The sequence below is a fragment of the Hymenobacter piscis genome, from assembly GCF_018760735.1.
In the GTDB taxonomy this organism is placed as follows: Bacteria; Bacteroidota; Bacteroidia; order Cytophagales; family Hymenobacteraceae; genus Hymenobacter; species Hymenobacter piscis.
In genome coordinates, this window is sequence record NZ_JAHHZN010000001.1 from 90,510 (window position 1) to 108,366 (window position 17,857).

Here is a 17,857-nt window from a genome sequence, read left to right on the forward strand (position 1 = left end):
GGGTTCAGCGCCAAAAAATCAGGTGTAGTAGGGCGAAATCATGAAGTACACAATAACGCCCGTCACCGACACGTAGAGCCAGACCGGGTAGGTCCAGCGGGCAATGCGGCGGTGCTTGACAAACTGCTCCGTGAGGGCGAAGTAGAACGTGAACAGCACCAGGCCCACCGTGGCGGCGGCCAGCAGAATATGGGTGAGCAGGATGAAATAGTAAATGCCCTTAATCAGCCCCTCGCCCCCAAATTTGGTGCTGGCTACCTGAGAATGATAGGCCACGTAGGAGAGCAGAAACACCGAGCCCAGCAGAAACGCCGTCCCCATCATGGCCCGGTGCTGGGCCACCTGCTTGCGCCGGATGAAGTAGTAACCCAGCATCAGGCACACGGCCGTCAGGGAGTTGAGCACGGCATTCACGGCCGGCAGGGCCTTCACATTCAGGCCCGGAATCACGAACAAGCCGGGCAAAAAGTAGAGAACGGCCACCGCAATCGGGATGACGGCCCCCAGCACCACGGCCAGCACTTTGTACTTGGTGGCCCCGGCCGGGTTGAGGGTAGGTTCAGGGGTGTTCATAGGTGTAGAGCAACACGTTAATCTCGGTGATGAGGCGGTTCATGTCCCGCTCACTGGTGCCGTCGTAGCGGCCGCGCACGTAGCCGTTGCGGTCAATGAGGAGCGCCACCCGGGGCGTAGCCGCGCCGGGGGCTGGCGTCAGGCCGAACTCCCGGGTAAGTAACCGGTCAACGTCCGATTTGTCAGCCGCCAGGAAAAACCATTTGCCGGCAATGGCTCCGTAGCTTTCCGCCTGCCGGGCGAGGGCCACTGCCGAGTCGGAATTCAGACTCAGGGAGGCCAGCCGGACCCGGGCATCGTGCCGGAATTTTTCCTGAACCCGCACCAGCTGGGCGTTCTGCCGCTCGCAGGACAGGCCGCAGTCGGCGGCGTAGGTGGTCAGAACGTAGAGGCCCTGGCTGCGCAGTTCCGCGCCCGTTAACTGCCGCCCGGCCTGCGTGCGCAGGGCAAATTCACCGACCTGGTGAAAAACAGTATCGCGCTGCCACTTCCCGGCCACCAGCGTCGAATCGACTCGCTCAGGCAGGTAAGTTGGCAGCGCGTAACGGTTGGTACCGAAGCTTTTCAGGAACAGAAAAGCCAGCACCGGAACCAGCAGAATCAGGCCCAACAGCAAAACTTGTTGGGGCCGCATCGGCTAGAATATGGCGTTATGAATCGCGTTTCCTTCGGTGATGAGGGCCACCAGCAACCAGATCAGCAGCGACATGGGAATCATAATCGTCCAGATCAGCCCCTTCGTCTCGTCCTTCAAGTGCATGAAGTTGGCCACGATGAAGAAGGCCTTGAAGATGGTCAGGATGATGAAGATGGAATTGCGCGCCGTGCTGGAGGGCATCAGGAAGGCAATAACAAATTCCAGGGCGGTGATACCGGTGATGATCCAGAACGTTTTCCAGATCCAGCCCGTGTTGGGCTTCTGAATTTCACCCGCGTGCAGGGGCTGGGAAGTATGGTGAGCCATGAGCGTAGAGAGTAGCGGAGCAGCCAGTAAGCCAGCCGGCGAGTGTAGCACCCGGGGCCGGCCGCCGGCCGTGTTCCGGTGAAATTAAACGAGGTAGAAGAAGGTGAACACAAACACCCACACCAGATCCACAAAGTGCCAGTAGAGGCCGATTTTCTCTACCATCTCGTAGTGGCCGCGCTTCTCGAACGTGCCGTTGGTGGTGGCAATGAAGCAGTAAATCAGCAGGCAGATGCCCGAGAATACGTGCGTGCCGTGGAAACCGGTAATGAAGAAGAACAGGTCGGCAAACAGCACCGGACCGTACTGGTTTACGGCCAGATTGGCACCGTAGAAGCGCGTACCGTCATTCATCAGTGTGCCTTCATCCGTCCCGCCGATAAAGTGACTCCACTCCCAGGCCTGGCAGCTTACGAACACGGTACCAAAAAGAATGGTCCAGAGCAGCCATTTCTGCACGTCCTTCTTGTCGAAGCGGTGGCCGGCTTCCACGGCCAGTACCATCGTCACGGAGGAGAAGATGAGAATCATCGTCATCAGAGCCACGAAAGCCAGGGGCAGGTCAACCCCGTGCAGGCCGGGGAAGGCATTGAACACCTTTTCCGGAATGGGCCAGTACTTGGTGGAGAAGGTAAAGGCTTCGGGCGAGCCCGAGTACGCCATGTACCGGTGACGAATCAGACCGTAGGTGGTCAGGAAGGCGGCAAAGGTGAAGGCGTCCGATAACAGGAAGAACCACATCATCAGCTTGCCGTAGCTGGCGTTGAAGGGCTCGTTGCCGCCGTCCCAGGTGCCGGTGCGCGGCTTATCCAGGGCGGAATCAGAAACTGCCTGCGTCGTCGGGGAAATCGTGGACATAGCGTGCGGGGGGTGTTAACAAAAATCAGTGGTTCAAAAGTAGGAACAAATACAGGTACAACCAAAGCGCGCCGAGGAAGTGCCAGTAAATGGTGACGTTGCCGATGGAGAGCATCTGGCGGGAATGCACCTGATAATTAAAGCTTTTCCGCAGCACAATCAGCAGAAAGATTAATCCGGTGATGAGGTGAAATCCGTGGACGCCGGTAAGTACATACAGAAATGAGCCGGAAGGGTTGGCATCGGTACCGGCAAAAAAGATGCGCTGGTCTACCAACTGGCCCCAGAGCAGGTACTGACCCACCAGAAATGCCAGACCCAGGCCCAGGGTCAGCAGCAGCGCCAGCCGCACCTGCTTGATTTCGTCCTTGCGGGCGGCCAGCCAGGCCCACTGCACGGTGGCGGAGCTTAGCAGCAGCAGCACCGTAGTGTAGATGAAACCGGCAGGCAGATTGAATTCCAGCCAGTTGCCTTCGTTGCGGCGCACAATGTAGGCGCTGGTATAGGCTGCAAAAATCATAAAGATGCTGACCATCATCAGCATCAGCAGGAAACGCGCCGGATGAATACCGGTGGCCGGCTGCTTGGTGTTCAGAGCTTCGTACGAATCCATGTGTTGAGAAATGAGATGGAGGAAGTGAGAAGTGAGACGGCCATGCCAGGAAGACGCCCTGAGCCTGCTTGATTTTAACAGTGGGAAGGAGGCTTTTGTCTCACTTCTCACCTCTCAAATCTCACTTCCAAACAAAGAACTACAGTCGGTCCAGCACCAGGGCAATCTGCACGATGGGCAGGTACAGGAAGGAACCGAACATAATGCTCATGGCGGCTTTTTTGCTGATGGTACGCATGAGGTAAAAGGTCTGCATCAGAAACAGTACCCCGCACACGGCCGCCACCATGGGGTACACGGTTCCCGTCATGCCGAAGTAGAAGGGCAGCAGGCTGAGCGGAATCAGTACCAGCGTGTAGGTCATGATCTGGAAGGCGGTGCGCAGATCCTTTTTGCCGGGTGTGGGCAGCATCTTGAAGCCAGCCTTCTTATAATCGTCATCGAGCACCCAGGCAATGGCCCAGAAGTGCGGGAACTGCCACATAAACTGAATCCCGAACAGAATCCAGCCCTGCAGCCCTAGAAAGCCCGTGGCGGCCACCCAGCCAATAAGCGGCGGCAGCCCGCCCGGAATAGCGCCCACGGCCACGCAAATGGGCGAAATAGTTTTGAGCGGGGTATACACGAACCCGTACAGAATCAGCGAAACCAGGGCCAGGGCGGCCGCCAGCGGGTTGAATACCAGCGCCAGCAGCGCCAGCCCCGCCCCGCCCAGCACCACGGTAAATACCCAGGCTTCGGTGGCGCTCAAGATGCCCAGGGGCAGGGGCCGCTGGGCCGTGCGCTTCATCTGCCGGTCGAGGTCGATTTCGAAAATCTGGTTGATGGTGTTGGCCGCGCCCGTTACGGCCAGTCCGCCCAGCATTACCAGCAGCGCCCGGCCCCAGTCCAACTCGTGGGCGCCCAGCAGGTAGCCGATGGCACTGGAGAAGGCTACCGTAACGGCCAGCCGGAATTTAACTAACTGAAAGAACGCCCTAGCCTTACTCATCAACTGCGAAAACAGATTGCATGGCGAAAAAGCCCGCCAAACGGGGCCGCGAAGTTACGCAACAACGGCCGGAGTAACGATCTGCGGCCGCAACTTCGTGGCGCGGCGGTAGGCCACCAGGGCCAGAAACTGCGCCCCGAACAGCAGCGTGGCCAGCGTAAGGTGAATGGGCTGCACAAATGCCGGGAAGGCGAAGTAGGCCAGCACAATGCCCGCCAGGATTTCGCCCGCAATCAACCCCAGGATGGCAGTAGCCAGCCCGTGCAGGCTTCGTGAGGGCAACGTGTATAGCCGATACGCCAGATACACGTTCAGCAGCAGCAGCAGGGCCGAAAACGTGCGGTGGAACCGAAAGGCCCCGCCCAGCTGCTCCACCCACCCGGCGCGGTTGAGGTAGTTGGCGGCGGCAGCCACCAGATCAATCTGCTCCCGGACCTGAGTGCCCAGCACAATCTGCCCGAAGGTGAGTAGCACGGCTACTACCAGTACGGTTTGCAGGCCGGGCACGGCCCGCACCAGCTCAGTGGCCCGCTCCTCTCCTGCCGCCCGTTGGGAACGGCTCACGGCGTAGAGCAGCATGGCCACAATCACCAGGGCCAACCCCATGTGAATGGTCACCATGATGGGCAGCAGGTTAGTTGACACCACCAGGGAACCCAGCCAGCCCTGCACACCCGTCAACAGGAAGGAGCCGAAGGCCAACCAGAACACTGGCCGGTCGCGCCGCCAGTAGGGCAGTGCGAACAGCACCGTGGCAAACACGAATACCCCAATGAGCGCACCTACCAAGCGGTTCACGTACTCAATCCAGGTTTTTACCGCGTTGAAATCGGTTTCAATGTATTGGGTGGGGTGGGCGAAAATATCACCCGCAACCTGGTGGAAGCCCATGCGCTCCAGTTTGGCAGCCAGCTTTTTGTTTTTTTCTACCCGCTGAGCGGTGTAAATCTCTTTGTAGTTAGGTGGGAGCTGGCTGATATCCGTAGGCGGCACCCAGCGGCCGAAGCACTTGGGCCAGTCGGGACAGCCCATACCGGAGCCGGTGCTGCGTACCACGCCCCCTACCAGAATCAAAAAATACACGGCCGAAACCGTCAGAATGCCCACGAAGCGGAAGCGGCGCACAAATGCAGGAATTGCCATACGCAACAAATCAGATCAAAATCAGAACTCACTATAGCAACCGCCAACTCATCGGGTTGCTTACCAAAACTGCCAGAAATTCGGGCCGATTTTATCAGCTTTGGGTACTCCTGTCAGCGCATAAAAAAACAGGCCGCCGTAGATACAGCGGCCTGTTTTCAGGAGGCGAATGCCAAAAGGCATTTATTCCATTTCTCTCTCGTAAGGCAGGTTCGACGACTGGGTCTGCGAGTACGGTACGTTCTGGGGAATGAAGTCCTGGGCCGCACCGGGCTTGCTGTAGTCGTAGGGCCAGCGGTGCACGGCGGGGATATCGCCGGGCCAGTTGCCGTGGCCAACTTCCACCGGCGTCGTCCACTCCAGCGTCGTCGAGTTCCAAGGGTTCTCGGTGGCGCGACGGCCGCGGAAGATGCTGTAGAAGAAGTTGAAGATGAAAACGAACTGCCCGAAGAAGGCCACAATGGCGGCAATCGAGATGAACTTGTTCAGGTCAGCGAACTGGCTGAAGGTATCGAAACCGGTCCAGGCGTAGTAACGACGGGGGAAGCCGGCAATACCTACGTAGTGCATCGGCAGGAACACCAGGTATACCCCGATGAAGGTCAGCCAGAAGTGCACGTACCCCAGCTTCTCGTCCATCATACGGCCGAACATCTTGGGGAACCAGTGGTAAACGCCGGCCCACAGGCCGAAGAAGGCCGACGAGCCCATTACCAAGTGGAAGTGAGCTACCACGAAGTAGGTGTTGTGCAGCTGAATATCGAGAGCGGCGTTACCGAGGATGATACCCGTCAGACCACCGGCAATGAACAGCGACACGAAACCGATGGAGAACAGCATGGCCGTGGTGAAACGGATGTTACCGCGCCAGAGCGTCGCCAACCAGTTGAAAGTCTTCACGGCCGAAGGCACGGCAATGATCAGCGTCAGGAACATGAATACCGACCCGAGGAAGGGGTTCATGCCCGTTACGAACATGTGGTGAGCCCACACGATGAACGAGAGCAGCGAGATGCCAAGCAGCGACCCAATCATGGCGCGGTAGCCAAAGATGGGCTTACGGGCGTTGGTGGCCAGAATTTCCGACACCATACCCATAGCGGGCATAATCACGATATACACCTCGGGGTGACCCAGGAACCAGAACAGGTGCTGGAACAGAATGGGTGAACCACCGGTGTTCGACAGAGCCTGACCAGCAATGTAGATATCGGAGAGGAAAAACGAAGTACCGAATGAACGGTCGAAGATCAGCAGCAGCGCGGCCGAGAACAATACCGGGAACGAAAGCAGACCCAACACTGCCGTCAGGAAGAACGACCAGATGGTGAGCGGGAGCTTGCTCATGCTCATGCCCTGGGTACGCAGGTTGATTACGGTAGTGATGTAGTTCACGCCGCCCAGCAGCTGGGAAACAATGAACAGAGCCATCGATACCAGCCACAACGTCTGACCAGCACCCGAGCCGGAAATGGCCTGGGGCAGTGCCGACAGCGGCGGGTAAATTGTCCAGCCTGCGGCGGCCGGACCGGTTTCAATGAACAGGGAGCTGAACATTACTACGCTCGACAGGAAAAAGAACCAGTACGAGAGCATGTTCATGAAGCCCGAAGCCATGTCGCGGGCTCCAATCTGCAGCGGAATCAGGAAGTTCGAGAACGTACCCGACAAACCAGCCGTAAGTACGAAGAACACCATGATGGTACCGTGCATGGTCACCAAGGCCAAGTAGAACTCGGGGTTCAGCTTACCCGCCTCAATCCATTTGCCGAGGAAAGGTGTAAGCCACTCCATGGTCGATTCGGGCCAGCCCAGCTGCAGACGAAACAGGCTCGACAACGTACCGCCGATAATGGCCCAGAAAATCCCTGTGATCAGGAATTGCTTGGCAATCATCTTGTGGTCAGTGCTGAACACGTATTTCTGCAGAAAGCTCTGCTCGTGGTGCTCATCGTGGTGGGCATCGTGCGCGTGGCCGGGTTCGGTTACCCCGATACCGCCCTGCACTTGCTCCTGAGAAGAAAAATTAGCAGCCATAGTGGAAGCTTGCAGTTAAGATTGTTTAGAGCGAAGCCTTGGCAGCAGCCGGTACGACTGCGGCAGCGGCAGCCGGAACCACCGTTGCTTTCTCAACCAGTTTATCCGACTTCTGTTTGAAGCTGGCCAAAACTTCCGGGTTTTGCTCTGAGAAAGATTTCTGCTGGGCAAACCAGTTGACGTAATCGTCCGGCTCATCCACGATAATGCTCATCTTCATGGCGAAGTGACCACGGCCGCAAATCTGATTACAGGCCAGCTCGTAGTTGAAATTGGGGTTGCCCGTCTGGGCGCGCATTTCGTCAGTCGTCTTGGTAGGCGTGAACCAGAACTTGGTAGGCATACCGGGCACGGCGTACATCTGCACCCGGAAGTTAGGCATGTACACGGCGTGCAACACGTCGCGGGAACGGATGCGCAGCAGCACCGGATGGCCCTTGGGTACGTGGATTTCACCAGCGGTAAAATCGTCGATGCCACTTTGGTCGCTCAGATCAAATCCGAATTCGTTAACAGCATCAATCAAGCGGTAGTTTACTACTCCCAGCTTCTGGTCCCGGCCGGGGTAACGCACCAGCCAGTTGAATTGCTTGCCCATTACTTCCAGTACCACCGAATCTTTCGGAGCGGGACCGGTGATGCGGGTCCATTCCTTCCAGCCAGCAAACACCAGAGCTGCCATTACAATGGCCGGAATCAGCGTCCAGATTACTTCAATCTTGTTGTTGTGCGGGAAAAAGAACGCCCGACGCCCGTCCTGGTGCTGATACTTGTACGAGTAAAAGAACAGCAGTACCTGAGTCAGTACAAAGGCAATGCCGATGATGACCATGGTAGTCCAGAACATCTTCTCCGTAGCCAGGCCATGAATGGAGGCGATGGGCGGATTCATTTTATCGTAGTTATCGATGAAGGACCACGCGAAGGCCGCGCCGCCAACCACCAGAAAAACCACGAACAGAATTGCATTGACGCGGTTGCTGACACCCACCTCGCGGGTAGAGCTCCCGGAGAAAATGGAAGTCAGAATCTGGAGACGGAACAGCAGGCCGAATACGACCAACAGCAACGCCAGCACCAGAAGAATACCAAGAGTAGTCATTAGTGGAATGTAGAAGTGAGAGTTGAGAGGTTAGAAGTGAGAGCCCGTTATCCAGTCAAGTCTAACTTCTCACTTCTCAATACTCATGTCTGAAATTAGGTGGTGTGGTGAACGCTCTCGTCCAGGAAGGGGTGATGCAGCGGCACCAGCGAGGCCTGCGACAGGCGCTTGGTGAACAGAATCAGGAAGGAACCCAGGAAAATCAGGGCGATGCCTATCTCGATTATAAACCCGTTATCAGCCTTCATTGTTCCGGGCATGAACATCAAATAGAAGTCCGACCAGTGCCCCACCAGAATGGCAACGCTCACGATTTTGAGCATGATCATCTGACGCTTGGCGTCGCGGGTCATCAGCACCAGGAAGGGGAAAGCGAAGTTCACAATCAGGTTGCCGAAGAACAGCCAGGTGTACTGGCCATTGAAGCCGCCCAGCCGCTGGTTGAAGTACACGGATTCCTCGGGGAGGTTGGCGTACCAGATCAGCATGAACTGCGAGAACCATACGTAGGTCCAGAAAATGCTGAAACCGAACATGAATTTGCCCAGATCGTGCAGGTGACCTTCTTTCACCCAGCGCAGATAGCCGGCCTGCTTGAGCAGGATGGTGCAGAGCGTAACAGCCGCAATGCCCGATACCCACCAGGAGGCGAATACGTACCAGCCGAACATCGTCGAGAACCAGTGCACGTCAACCGACATTACCCAGTCCCAGGCGGCAATGGACGACGAAACGGCGTAAATCACGAGGAAACCTGCCGATACGTTGATGCTCTTGTGGAAGTACTCAGTACCGCCGTTCAGATCTTCGGCCAGTGACAGGTCACGCAGACGCTTGGTGAAGAAAATCCACAGGCCCAGGAACAGGACCATGCGCACCAGGTAGAAAATAGGATTCAGGAAACCCGATTTGCCGGCAATGATGGCGTCATAGGTTTCGCTGCCCTTTTCCATGATACCGGGAACGGTCCAGTGAAACAGGTCATAATTGAGGTAGTTCAGGCCGAAGGTGATCAGCATGATTACCAAACCGGGCAGCAGCCAGGCGCTGAGGGCCTCGTACACGCGCTTCACAAGTACCGACCAGCCCGCGTAAGCCACATACTGAATGGCCATGAACACGGTACCGATAGCCGATACGCCAGTGAAGAACACGTTATTGTGCCACAGGCCGACGATAATCCGCTTGAGCCAGGGCGCACTGCCGTGATGCTCACCCGCGCCGTGGGCGGCGCCATGCGCCGCACCGTGGGCAGCAGCAGCTCCTTCGGCCGCTTCATGATGGGCACCAATACCCAGCATGGACATGATAACACCCAGCACCAGCACGACAACGCCGGCCACGATGATGAGCATAAAATTTCTGCGCGTACCCGGCGAAACCTCCAGGTATTCAGCCGTAACGCTTTCCTGATGCGTCAGAGTTGCCATAGGAGTGGGTTAAATTGCCGTGCCGTTATTCGCCTGATCACCCTGACCTGGCGTTGTCGAAGCCTTGCCGGAGCCGGCCTTCGTGGGGTTCTCTTTCATCTGACCGGAAGTCATGGTAGAGTCGGCGGTGGGAACGTTGGCCCCCGCGCCACCCTGTACCATGTCGGCCAGCCCGTCGGCACCTTTGCCGAGTTGCAGGGCGCGTACGTACATGGCAATCTTCCAGCGCTCCTCAGGGTTAACCTGCGAGCCGTGCGGCATCATGCGGTTCCGGCCCCACTGAATCACGTGGTAGATGTGGCCGTCGTTCATCGTTTTATAGGCCCCCGCCGAGTAGTTGGGTACGCCTTTGAACTTGGCACCTACCGGACCATCACCGGCCCCACCCTCGCCGTGGCAATGCTGGCAATTGCGCGAATACAGCACTTTGCCTTCTTCCAGGTTGGCTTTGGTATAGGGGTAAGGATTACGCAGCGTTTTTTCGGCCGTCTCCACATCATCTTTGCCGATGTGGGTATAGTAGTCCGCTTTACCGCGAGGAACGGTACCCACAGCCGGCGTCCGCTGGTTTAGACCCATTGGGTTTACCACGTTGGCGTTTACCTGGCTCAGCGGCTCGTATGGAATGGAGGTATACATCTCCGGAGCGTATTCTAGGCCCGGGTCATCGGCGCGGTTGCAGGCGGTGGTGAACACCGATGCCAGCAAGACCGCCGACGCTTGCAGAGAAATTTTCAGCGAGTGCGTCATTAGAACTTGGACATTTCTTTTTGGTTCACCTCCGAAGCCCCGTTGTCGCGCAGCAGCTGGCTGAGCTTGGTCATGTCGGTGTTTTCGTTCACCTCGATGGCCATCACGAACTTGTCGTCCGTGGAGCGTACGTCCAGTACCGGCGTCTTCCAGCGCGGATAGAGTTTGCTGATGGTATAGAAGGTAATCACCATACCGTGGCAGCAGAAAAGTACCGTCAGCTCGAACGATACCGGAATGAAGGCGGGCAGCGCAATGTGGGGCTTACCACCGATAATCATCGGCCAGTCGAAACCCAGCGTGTAGATCTGCAGCCACAGGGCGAAACACAGACCCGTCAGGCCGAAGAAGAAAGCCGCGATGGGCAGGCGGGACCGTTCGATGCCCATGGCATCGTCGATGCCATGAATGGGGAACGGAGTGAAGACTTCGTAGATTTTAACGCCCGCTTCGCGAACGTTCTCCACGGCGTGCAGCAGCACGTCTTCGTCTTCGAAGATACCGAGGGCGAAGCGCTTAGTCATGCTTATCGTAGTTTACAGAGGCCGTAACGGGTACTCCGTGGGTGGTGGCTGGCTGAGGAGAATGGTGGGGGTCGTGGCCGGTATAGGTCGGGCCGTTATCCACCGTGTATTTCAGGACCGACTTCACTTCGGCCATGTTGATTACCGGGAAGAACTTGGCAAACAGCAGGAACAGAGTGAAGAACAGGCCAATCGTACCCACGTAGATGCCGATGTCGATAATGGTGGGCGAGAACATGGCCCACGACGACGGCAGGTAGTCGCGGTGCAAGGAGGTTACGATAATCACGAAACGCTCGAACCACATGCCGATGTTCACGATAATCGAGAGAATGAAGGTCAGCGGAATGCTGTAGCGTACCCGACGGAACCACACCAACTGGGGCGTAATCACGTTGCAGGTCATCATCGACCAATAAGCCCACCAGTACGGACCGGTAGCGCGGTTGATGAAGGCGTACTGCTCGAACTCCACCTGCGAGTACCAGGCAATGAAGAACTCCGTGATGTACGCCACCCCCACAATCGAGCCCGTAATCATCATGATCTTATTCATGAGGGCGATGTGCTCGATGGTGATGTAATCTTCCAGCTTGAACACCACGCGGGTAATGAGCATCAGCGTCAGTACCATGGCGAAGCCGGAGAAGATAGCCCCGGCCACAAAGTAGGGCGGGAAGATGGTGGTGTGCCAGCCCGGTACCACCGAGGTAGCAAAGTCCATCGATACGATGGTGTGTACCGAGAGTACCAGCGGGGTCGAAACACCGGCCAGAATCAGCGAAACCGTTTCGTAGCGGCTCCAGTGCTTGGCCGAGCCCTTCCAGCCGAAGCTCAGCAGCGAGTAGGCTACTTTAGCAATGGGGCCCTTGGCGCGGTCCCGGATGGTAGCGAAGTCGGGCACCAGACCCGTGTACCAGAACACCAGCGACACGGAGAAGTAGGTCGAGATGGCGAACACGTCCCAGAGCAGCGGGGAGTTGAAGTTCACCCACAGCGAGCCAAACGTGTTCTGCAGCGGGAATACCCAGTAGGCCAGCCACGGACGTCCCATGTGCAGCACCGGGAACATGGCCGCACAGATTACGGCGAAGATGGTCATGGCCTCAGCCGCGCGGTTGATGGAGGTCCGCCATTTCTGACGGAACAGCAGCAACACGGCCGAAATCAGGGTACCGGCGTGACCGATGCCTACCCACCACACGAAGTTGGTGATGTCCCAGGCCCAGCCGACAGTTTTGTTCAGACCCCATTCCCCGATACCGTACCAGAGGGTGCGGTACACGGAGTAGAAGAATACGCCGAGGAGCAGAAGGGCAACGCTCAGGGCGCCCATCCACCGAATATTCGGGGCGGCTTCTACCTGGCGGCACACGTCCTGGGTGACGTCGTGGTACGTTTTCCCCCCGGTAACGAGCGGCTCCCGTACAGGCGATACGTGCTGCATAGTGTTTGAAATTTGGTTGTTGGGGTCTTAGGGACTTGGGGATTTGGTGTGGTGGGAGGTTGATTGCCTTCGCAGAAAACCAAACCCCTACATCCCCAACAAGCTAAGTTCCGAGATTAGGCGTTGAAATCTGACTTGTCCGTGTTGCGGATTTTGGTCAGGTAAGTAATGTTGGGCTGAACGTTGATGGCATCGAGTACGTGGAAGGCGCGCTCCCCGTCCTCGCGGCGCAGCAGCTGCGAAATCCGCGACTCCGAATCGCGCATGTCACCGAATACAATGGCTTGGGTGGGGCAGGACTGGGCGCAGGCCGAAACAATCTCGCCATCCTTGGGGCGGCGCTTCTGCTTCTTGGCTTCCAGTTTGCCGAGCTGAATCCGCTGCACGCAGAGGGAGCATTTCTCCATCACGCCGCGGGCCCGTACCGTTACGTCGGGATTGAGCACCATGCGGCCCAGGTCGGTGAACATGTGGCCGTTCACAGTCTCAAACTTCTCGTTTGAGTAGTACGAGAACCAGTTGAAGCGGCGCACTTTGTACGGGCAGTTGTTGGCGCAGTAGCGCGTACCTACGCAACGGTTGTAGGTCATCTGGTTCAGACCTTCCGAGCTGTGGGTGGTAGCCAGTACCGGGCACACCGTCTCACAGGGCGCGTGGTTGCAATGCTGGCACATCATCGGCTGGAAGATAACCGAGGGGTTTTCGGAAGGGTCTTCCATGGCGGCGTACGTTGCCAGTTTGCCCTTCTCCTCGAAGTCTTCTTTGTGTGCCGCGGAGCTGTAATACCGGTCGATACGCATCCAGTGCATTTCGCGCCGGTTGATAACTTCCTGCTTGCCCACTACGGCCACGTTGTTCTCGGCCTGGCAACCCACTACGCACGAGCCGCAGCCGATGCAGGAGTTGAGGTCGATGGCCATGCCCCAGTGGTGGTTCTTGTATTCGTAGTCCTGCCAGAGGGAAACCTTGCTGGGCTTCTCCAGGCCGTCGGGGGTCGAAATCTTCTCGTACTCGGTTACCTCCTTGGGGTTTTCGCGATACTGCGCCAGCGTCGCCTCCTGCACCACCGGCTTGCGGTCCATGATGGTGTGGTGGGTTTGGGTCTGGGCAATCGGCGACTGGGTGCCGGTAGCATTCAGTTGCACCGTGTTGGTGTAGCTGATGGCACCGTTACGCATCACGGCCAGCGGTAGCACGTTCTCACCAAGTTCGTTGGCTACTTTGCCAGCCGCTGAACGACCGTAGCCGAGGGCAATACCGATGGTGCCGGCGGCCTGGCCGGGCTGAATCAGCACGGGCAGGCTTACGGATTTACCGTTGGCGGTAACCGTAACCACGTCACCCTGCTCCCACTTCTGCTCTACGGCATAGGCGCGGGGAACCGTTACGTAGTTGCCCCAGGTAGCTTTGGTTACCGGGTCGGGCAGTTCCTGCAGCCAGGGGTTGTTGGCATCAGCGCCGTTACCCACCCCGATTTTCTCGTAGATGGCCAGCTCAATGCCACCCGACTTAGCACCTTTAATGGCTGCCATGGCGCTGTTGGCATCCATGGCGGGTTCCAGCTGCGCGGCGGGAGCCGGCAGGGCCGAGCCCCGGGCTACACCGTCATGAACTGCCTTATCCCAGGCTTTAGCGAAGTTGCCAGCGCCCAGTACCCCCTGCCACTGCTGACGCAGGTAGTTGTAGTAGGTGGTGGGGTTGCCCGCCCAGGTCAGGAGCGAATCCTGGGCCTGGCGGGTGGCAAACAGGGGAGTAATCACCGGCTGCGCCAGGCTTAGGTAGCCGCGCTTAGGCTCGAAGTCGTTCCACGATTCCAGGAAGTGGTGGTCGGGAGCGGCATACGTACAGAGGGAGCCGGTTTCGTCGAGACGGTCGTTGAGCGAGATGGTGGTTTTCACCTTCTTGGCCGTCAGTGCCGCTTTCAGGTCGGCCCCCATGGGATGGTCGAACACGGGGTTGGCATGGTAGAAGATAACCGCGCCAATCTGGCCGGCGGCAATATCTTTCACCAGTCGTGCCATGCGGGCATCATCGCCCTGGCGTACGAACGACGGGTTGGCCGTATCGACGGCACCCGAACCCAGGCGCTGATTGATGGCCGTCACCAGCGTCTGGATGGCGGGGTCATTGGAGCCCGATACCACGAGGCCGCGCGAGCCGGCGCTTTGCAGCGCGGCGGCAGCCATACCCAGCTTACCGGCTGGCTTGGCCCCACCCAGCAGGGCATTGTAGAGCGAAACCACGGCTTCTCCCAGGGCCGAAGGCTTCATCGGCTCCCGCACGTCGGCGTTGGAACCGGTCAGCGACATGTTCGTCTCGAACTGGAAGTGCTTGGACATCGTCCGCTTCGTGCTCGAAACCTTGCGGTTCTCCACGTACTGACGGGCAAACTCTACCGGCGAGAGCCAGGTACCGAGGAAGTCGGCGCCAAAGCTCACGATAACGTCGGCTTTGCTGAAGTCGTAGGCGGGCAGTACGCCGCCGTTGGCACGCAACAGGCCCGAGGCCGAATTCACGTCGTACATCACGTGCTCCGCGCCCCCGAAACGGGCCGCAAACTCCGCAATTACCTTTTTGGTCGAAGGGCTGATGATGGTCGGCGACACGATGGCCACGCGGCCGGCTCCAGCCAGGGCGTTACGCACTTCCTGGTCGAGCTGGTCCTTGTCCACCTTCGCGCCGTTCTTGGCGAAGTGCTGCAGACGGGCGCCATCGTAGAGGCTCAGCACGGCCGCCTGGGCACGGGCCGAGAGGCCACCGCGGGTGATCGGCGACTCGGGGTTGCCTTCCAGCTTGATGGGGCGGCCCTCGCGGGTTTTCACCAGTACGCTGTTGTAGTCCTGGCCGTTGAAGAACGTGGACGCGTAGAAGTTGGCAATACCTGGGTCAACCTCCTCGGGCTTGTTGAGGTAAGGAATAGCCTTTTTAATCGGCGCTTCGCAGCTGGCCAGAGTCGCGGCAGCCAGACCGAATCCCATGAGCTTGAGGAAGTCGCGGCGCGGCGCTACCGTGGCATCCGACGTGCCATGGGATTCCTTCACCGGCATGAAGTCGGCAAACTCACTCAGGGCGTTCTTTACGAACTCCGGTGAGCTTTCCAGCTCCTCAATTCCCTTCCAGTACTTAGGCGAATCTTGCATTTAGATTGGATCTTGGGGTCTTGGGAACCTAGGGTCTTGGATTCGACGCCTGGTAATCCGCAAGAGGGTGCTTGTCTTGACTTGGGAAGTTCTTTATTGGCGGGGTCTTAGGGGCTCAGAGTCCTGGATGCTAGTTAAAAACAAACAAGTCGGTTTCTAAAAAATCCAAGCCCCAAAGGCCCTAATAGTCTAAGACCCTAGTAGTGGCACTTCGAGCACTCCGTGCCGCCGTTCGAGGATACCGTGAAGGGCACTGCGCCGTTCTTGGTGTCGTGCAGCTTCACGAGGTTATCATAGTAGCCGTTGCCCTTGGTGTTGAGCGGCGTTTCGCGGTGGCAGTTGATGCACCAGCCCATGGTGAGGGGCGAGTACTGGTATACCACTTCCATGTTCTGGATCGGACCGTGGCAGGTCTGGCATTCGATGCCACCCACCTGCGTGTGCTGGGAGTGGTTGAAGTAAGCCAGATCAGGCAGGTTGTGCACGCGCACCCACTGGATGGGCTGCTTGCGCTCAATGGCGCGGTAAATCTTCTTGATTTCCGGCGACTCCGTCTTGATCTGCGAGTGGCAGTTCATGCAGATGTTCGGGGAAGGAATGTTGGCCGACTTGCTCTTGTACACCGAAGTGTGGCAGTAGGCGCAATTGATCTGGTTTTCGCCGGCGTGCAGCTTGTGCGAGAAGGCAATGGGCTGGGTGGGCTGGTAGCCTTGCTGCAAACCGACGCCTATGGCTTCCTGCACACCTCCGTAAAGCACGGCCAGCACGAACACCACCCCAACGATGGCGCGAACCGCCGTCGATTTGTAGATTTTCGAGAAGTCGAAGCGCTGGTCGATAATTTCCACGTCGCGACCATCAAGGTCTTTGCGGCCGCGGAGCACATCCTTCATGATGTTGGCGATAATAACCAGCGTTACCACCAGTACAATCAGCACCACCACCAGCACGATGAGCAGGATGTTCATGGCTTTGCCATCTTCCCCATTGGCGGCAGCTGTACCGTCTACCACCGTGTTATCGCCCTGACCGGCCGTGATACCGGTAGGGGTAGTAGCCTTGCCTTCCTCGGCCGTTACATAGGCAATAATCGAGGTGATTTCAGCATCCGAGAGCTGGAAGCTGGGCATCTGCTGCTTCTGGTACTGGTTATAGATTTTCACCGCGTACTCGTCGCCGGCCGCTACCATCTTGCTGGAGTTCTTGATCCAGGGAATAATCCAGGACATGGGGCGGCGCTTGGTGATACCGGCCAGGGCCGGACCCACTACCACTTCGTTCACGGCGTGGCACTGGGCACAGTTGCCTTTGAACAGGGCATCGCCGGCGGCAATGGCGGCGGGGTCGCCGGTGGTGGTGCCGGCGGCGGCGGCCGGAGCGGCCGCGGCTACGGTACCGGGCGTTACGCCTGCCGTACTCGGATCGTTGGAAGTTCCCTGAGCCCAGGTCAGACCTACGCTGGCAAGAAACAGGAACAGAGCGAGAAAGAGGCGGAAGGGGGGACGAAGTCGGATGCTATCCATCGCACAGATTGACTAAAAAAAAGAAACGCGGGGGTGCTTCAAGGCCACAAATGTAGGTTGGGAAACCCAGAGAACAAACCGGCACGGGCTAATTTTCGCCCCCGAACGACAGCTTAGAATCATTCTAAAGCGGCTATTTCCCTGCCCTCGTTATATATAGGTATGCCGGCTCCCCTCTCCTGCTCCGGCCCAGGAGCCGGGTTTAAGGCCGGGCGGGCGGCTCCCCAGATAGCAACCGCGCAGGAGCCGGACGGTTGCGGTTTGATTGTCAATTTTTTACCGGCCCGCCGTTATCCGGGATTATTGTGCGCGGAGCAGTAGTTGTTGGCCGAAATCCTGCTATCTTTGCCCCTCATTTGATTTTTTCACATCAATTTCACCCCGTCGTAATGGCAGTAAGAAATTACGAGACGGTCTTCATTCTGACTCCCGTGCTGAACGAGAGCCAAGTGCAAGAGACGGTCGAGAAGTTCTCGCAGGTGCTTAAGGAAAATAGCGCCGACATCATCAACACTGAATCCTGGGGCCTCAAAAAGCTGGCGTACCCAATTCAGAAAAAGAACACTGGTTACTACTTCCTCGTGGAGTTCACCGGAGAGGGCAACATCGTTGACGTACTCGAGCTGGCTTTCCGCCGCGACGAGCGTGTTATCCGGTTCCTGACCACCGTGCTCGATAAGCACGCCGTGGAATACGCAGGCCGTCGTCGCAAAGGCGAAATGAATCAACCCAAACCTAAAACGACCGAAGCAGTTGGCTAAG

16 protein-coding genes are annotated in these 17,857 nt (G+C 57.7%); 1 reads left to right on the forward strand and 15 read right to left on the reverse strand.

Annotated elements, in window-relative coordinates; translation table 11 throughout:
* Positions 1-18: 18 nt before the first annotated feature.
* The 15 genes from KLP40_RS00380 to KLP40_RS00450 all read right to left on the reverse strand — a co-directional run bounded on the left by KLP40_RS00380 (position 19) and on the right by KLP40_RS00450 (position 17,095).
* Positions 19-573, reverse strand: coding sequence for a DUF420 domain-containing protein (locus tag KLP40_RS00380; protein ID WP_215591485.1), 555 nt, complete (start codon positions 571-573; stop codon positions 19-21).
* Positions 560-1,207, reverse strand: coding sequence for a peroxiredoxin family protein (locus KLP40_RS00385; protein WP_215591486.1), 648 nt, complete (start codon positions 1,205-1,207; stop codon positions 560-562). Before KLP40_RS00385 ends, KLP40_RS00380 begins: the two co-directional genes overlap by 14 nt.
* A gap of 3 nt (positions 1,208-1,210) precedes the next feature.
* Entirely contained in the window at positions 1,211-1,537 is a 327-nt protein-coding gene (locus KLP40_RS00390; RefSeq protein WP_215591487.1) for a cytochrome C oxidase subunit IV family protein, read from the reverse strand.
* 84 nt (positions 1,538-1,621) lie between these two features.
* Positions 1,622-2,395, reverse strand: coding sequence for a cytochrome c oxidase subunit 3 (locus KLP40_RS00395; RefSeq protein ID WP_215591488.1), 774 nt, complete (start codon positions 2,393-2,395; stop codon positions 1,622-1,624).
* A 25-nt stretch (positions 2,396-2,420) separates the two neighbouring features.
* Positions 2,421-3,008 carry a cytochrome c oxidase subunit 3 gene (locus KLP40_RS00400; protein WP_215591490.1) on the reverse strand — a complete coding sequence of 196 codons (588 nt, stop codon included), beginning with the start codon at positions 3,006-3,008 and terminating at the stop codon, positions 2,421-2,423.
* 139 nt (positions 3,009-3,147) lie between these two features.
* Positions 3,148-3,999, reverse strand: a complete 852-nt coding sequence (gene cyoE / locus KLP40_RS00405) for a heme o synthase (protein ID WP_215591491.1) — start codon at positions 3,997-3,999, stop codon at positions 3,148-3,150.
* A gap of 54 nt (positions 4,000-4,053) precedes the next feature.
* Positions 4,054-5,142: a COX15/CtaA family protein gene (locus tag KLP40_RS00410; RefSeq protein ID WP_215591493.1), complete on the reverse strand. Its 1,089-nt coding sequence runs from the start codon at positions 5,140-5,142 to the stop codon at positions 4,054-4,056.
* Positions 5,143-5,325: 183 nt separating this feature from the next.
* Positions 5,326-7,179, reverse strand: coding sequence for a cytochrome c oxidase subunit I (locus KLP40_RS00415; protein ID WP_246558564.1), 1,854 nt, complete (start codon positions 7,177-7,179; stop codon positions 5,326-5,328).
* Between the two features lie 25 nt (positions 7,180-7,204).
* A complete protein-coding gene (locus KLP40_RS00420) occupies positions 7,205-8,281 on the reverse strand; it encodes a cytochrome c oxidase subunit II (protein WP_215591495.1) in 1,077 nt (358 codons plus the stop codon).
* Between the two features lie 95 nt (positions 8,282-8,376).
* Positions 8,377-9,711, reverse strand: coding sequence for a quinol:cytochrome C oxidoreductase (locus KLP40_RS00425; protein WP_317196726.1), 1,335 nt, complete (start codon positions 9,709-9,711; stop codon positions 8,377-8,379).
* A 9-nt stretch (positions 9,712-9,720) separates the two neighbouring features.
* Positions 9,721-10,461 (reverse strand): c-type cytochrome, encoded by a 741-nt coding sequence (locus KLP40_RS00430; protein WP_215591496.1) that lies wholly within the window; start codon positions 10,459-10,461, stop codon positions 9,721-9,723.
* Positions 10,461-10,985 carry a DUF3341 domain-containing protein gene (locus KLP40_RS00435; RefSeq protein WP_215591497.1) on the reverse strand — a complete coding sequence of 175 codons (525 nt, stop codon included), beginning with the start codon at positions 10,983-10,985 and terminating at the stop codon, positions 10,461-10,463. Before KLP40_RS00435 ends, KLP40_RS00430 begins: the two co-directional genes overlap by 1 nt.
* Positions 10,978-12,432 (reverse strand): NrfD/PsrC family molybdoenzyme membrane anchor subunit, encoded by a 1,455-nt coding sequence (gene nrfD / locus KLP40_RS00440; RefSeq protein WP_246558565.1) that lies wholly within the window; start codon positions 12,430-12,432, stop codon positions 10,978-10,980. Before nrfD ends, KLP40_RS00435 begins: the two co-directional genes overlap by 8 nt.
* Positions 12,433-12,548: 116 nt before the next feature.
* Positions 12,549-15,572 carry a TAT-variant-translocated molybdopterin oxidoreductase gene (locus KLP40_RS00445; protein WP_215591499.1) on the reverse strand — a complete coding sequence of 1,008 codons (3,024 nt, stop codon included), beginning with the start codon at positions 15,570-15,572 and terminating at the stop codon, positions 12,549-12,551.
* A 197-nt stretch (positions 15,573-15,769) separates the two neighbouring features.
* The gene (locus tag KLP40_RS00450; protein ID WP_215591500.1) at positions 15,770-17,095 is read right to left on the reverse strand and encodes a cytochrome c3 family protein; all 1,326 of its coding nucleotides are present in this window, start codon (positions 17,093-17,095) and stop codon (positions 15,770-15,772) included.
* Positions 17,096-17,484: 389 nt separating this feature from the next.
* Between KLP40_RS00450 and rpsF the strand changes: the two genes are divergently transcribed.
* The gene (rpsF, locus tag KLP40_RS00455; protein ID WP_215591510.1) at positions 17,485-17,856 is read left to right on the forward strand and encodes a 30S ribosomal protein S6; all 372 of its coding nucleotides are present in this window, start codon (positions 17,485-17,487) and stop codon (positions 17,854-17,856) included.
* The last annotated feature ends 1 nt before the right edge of the window (position 17,857 follow it).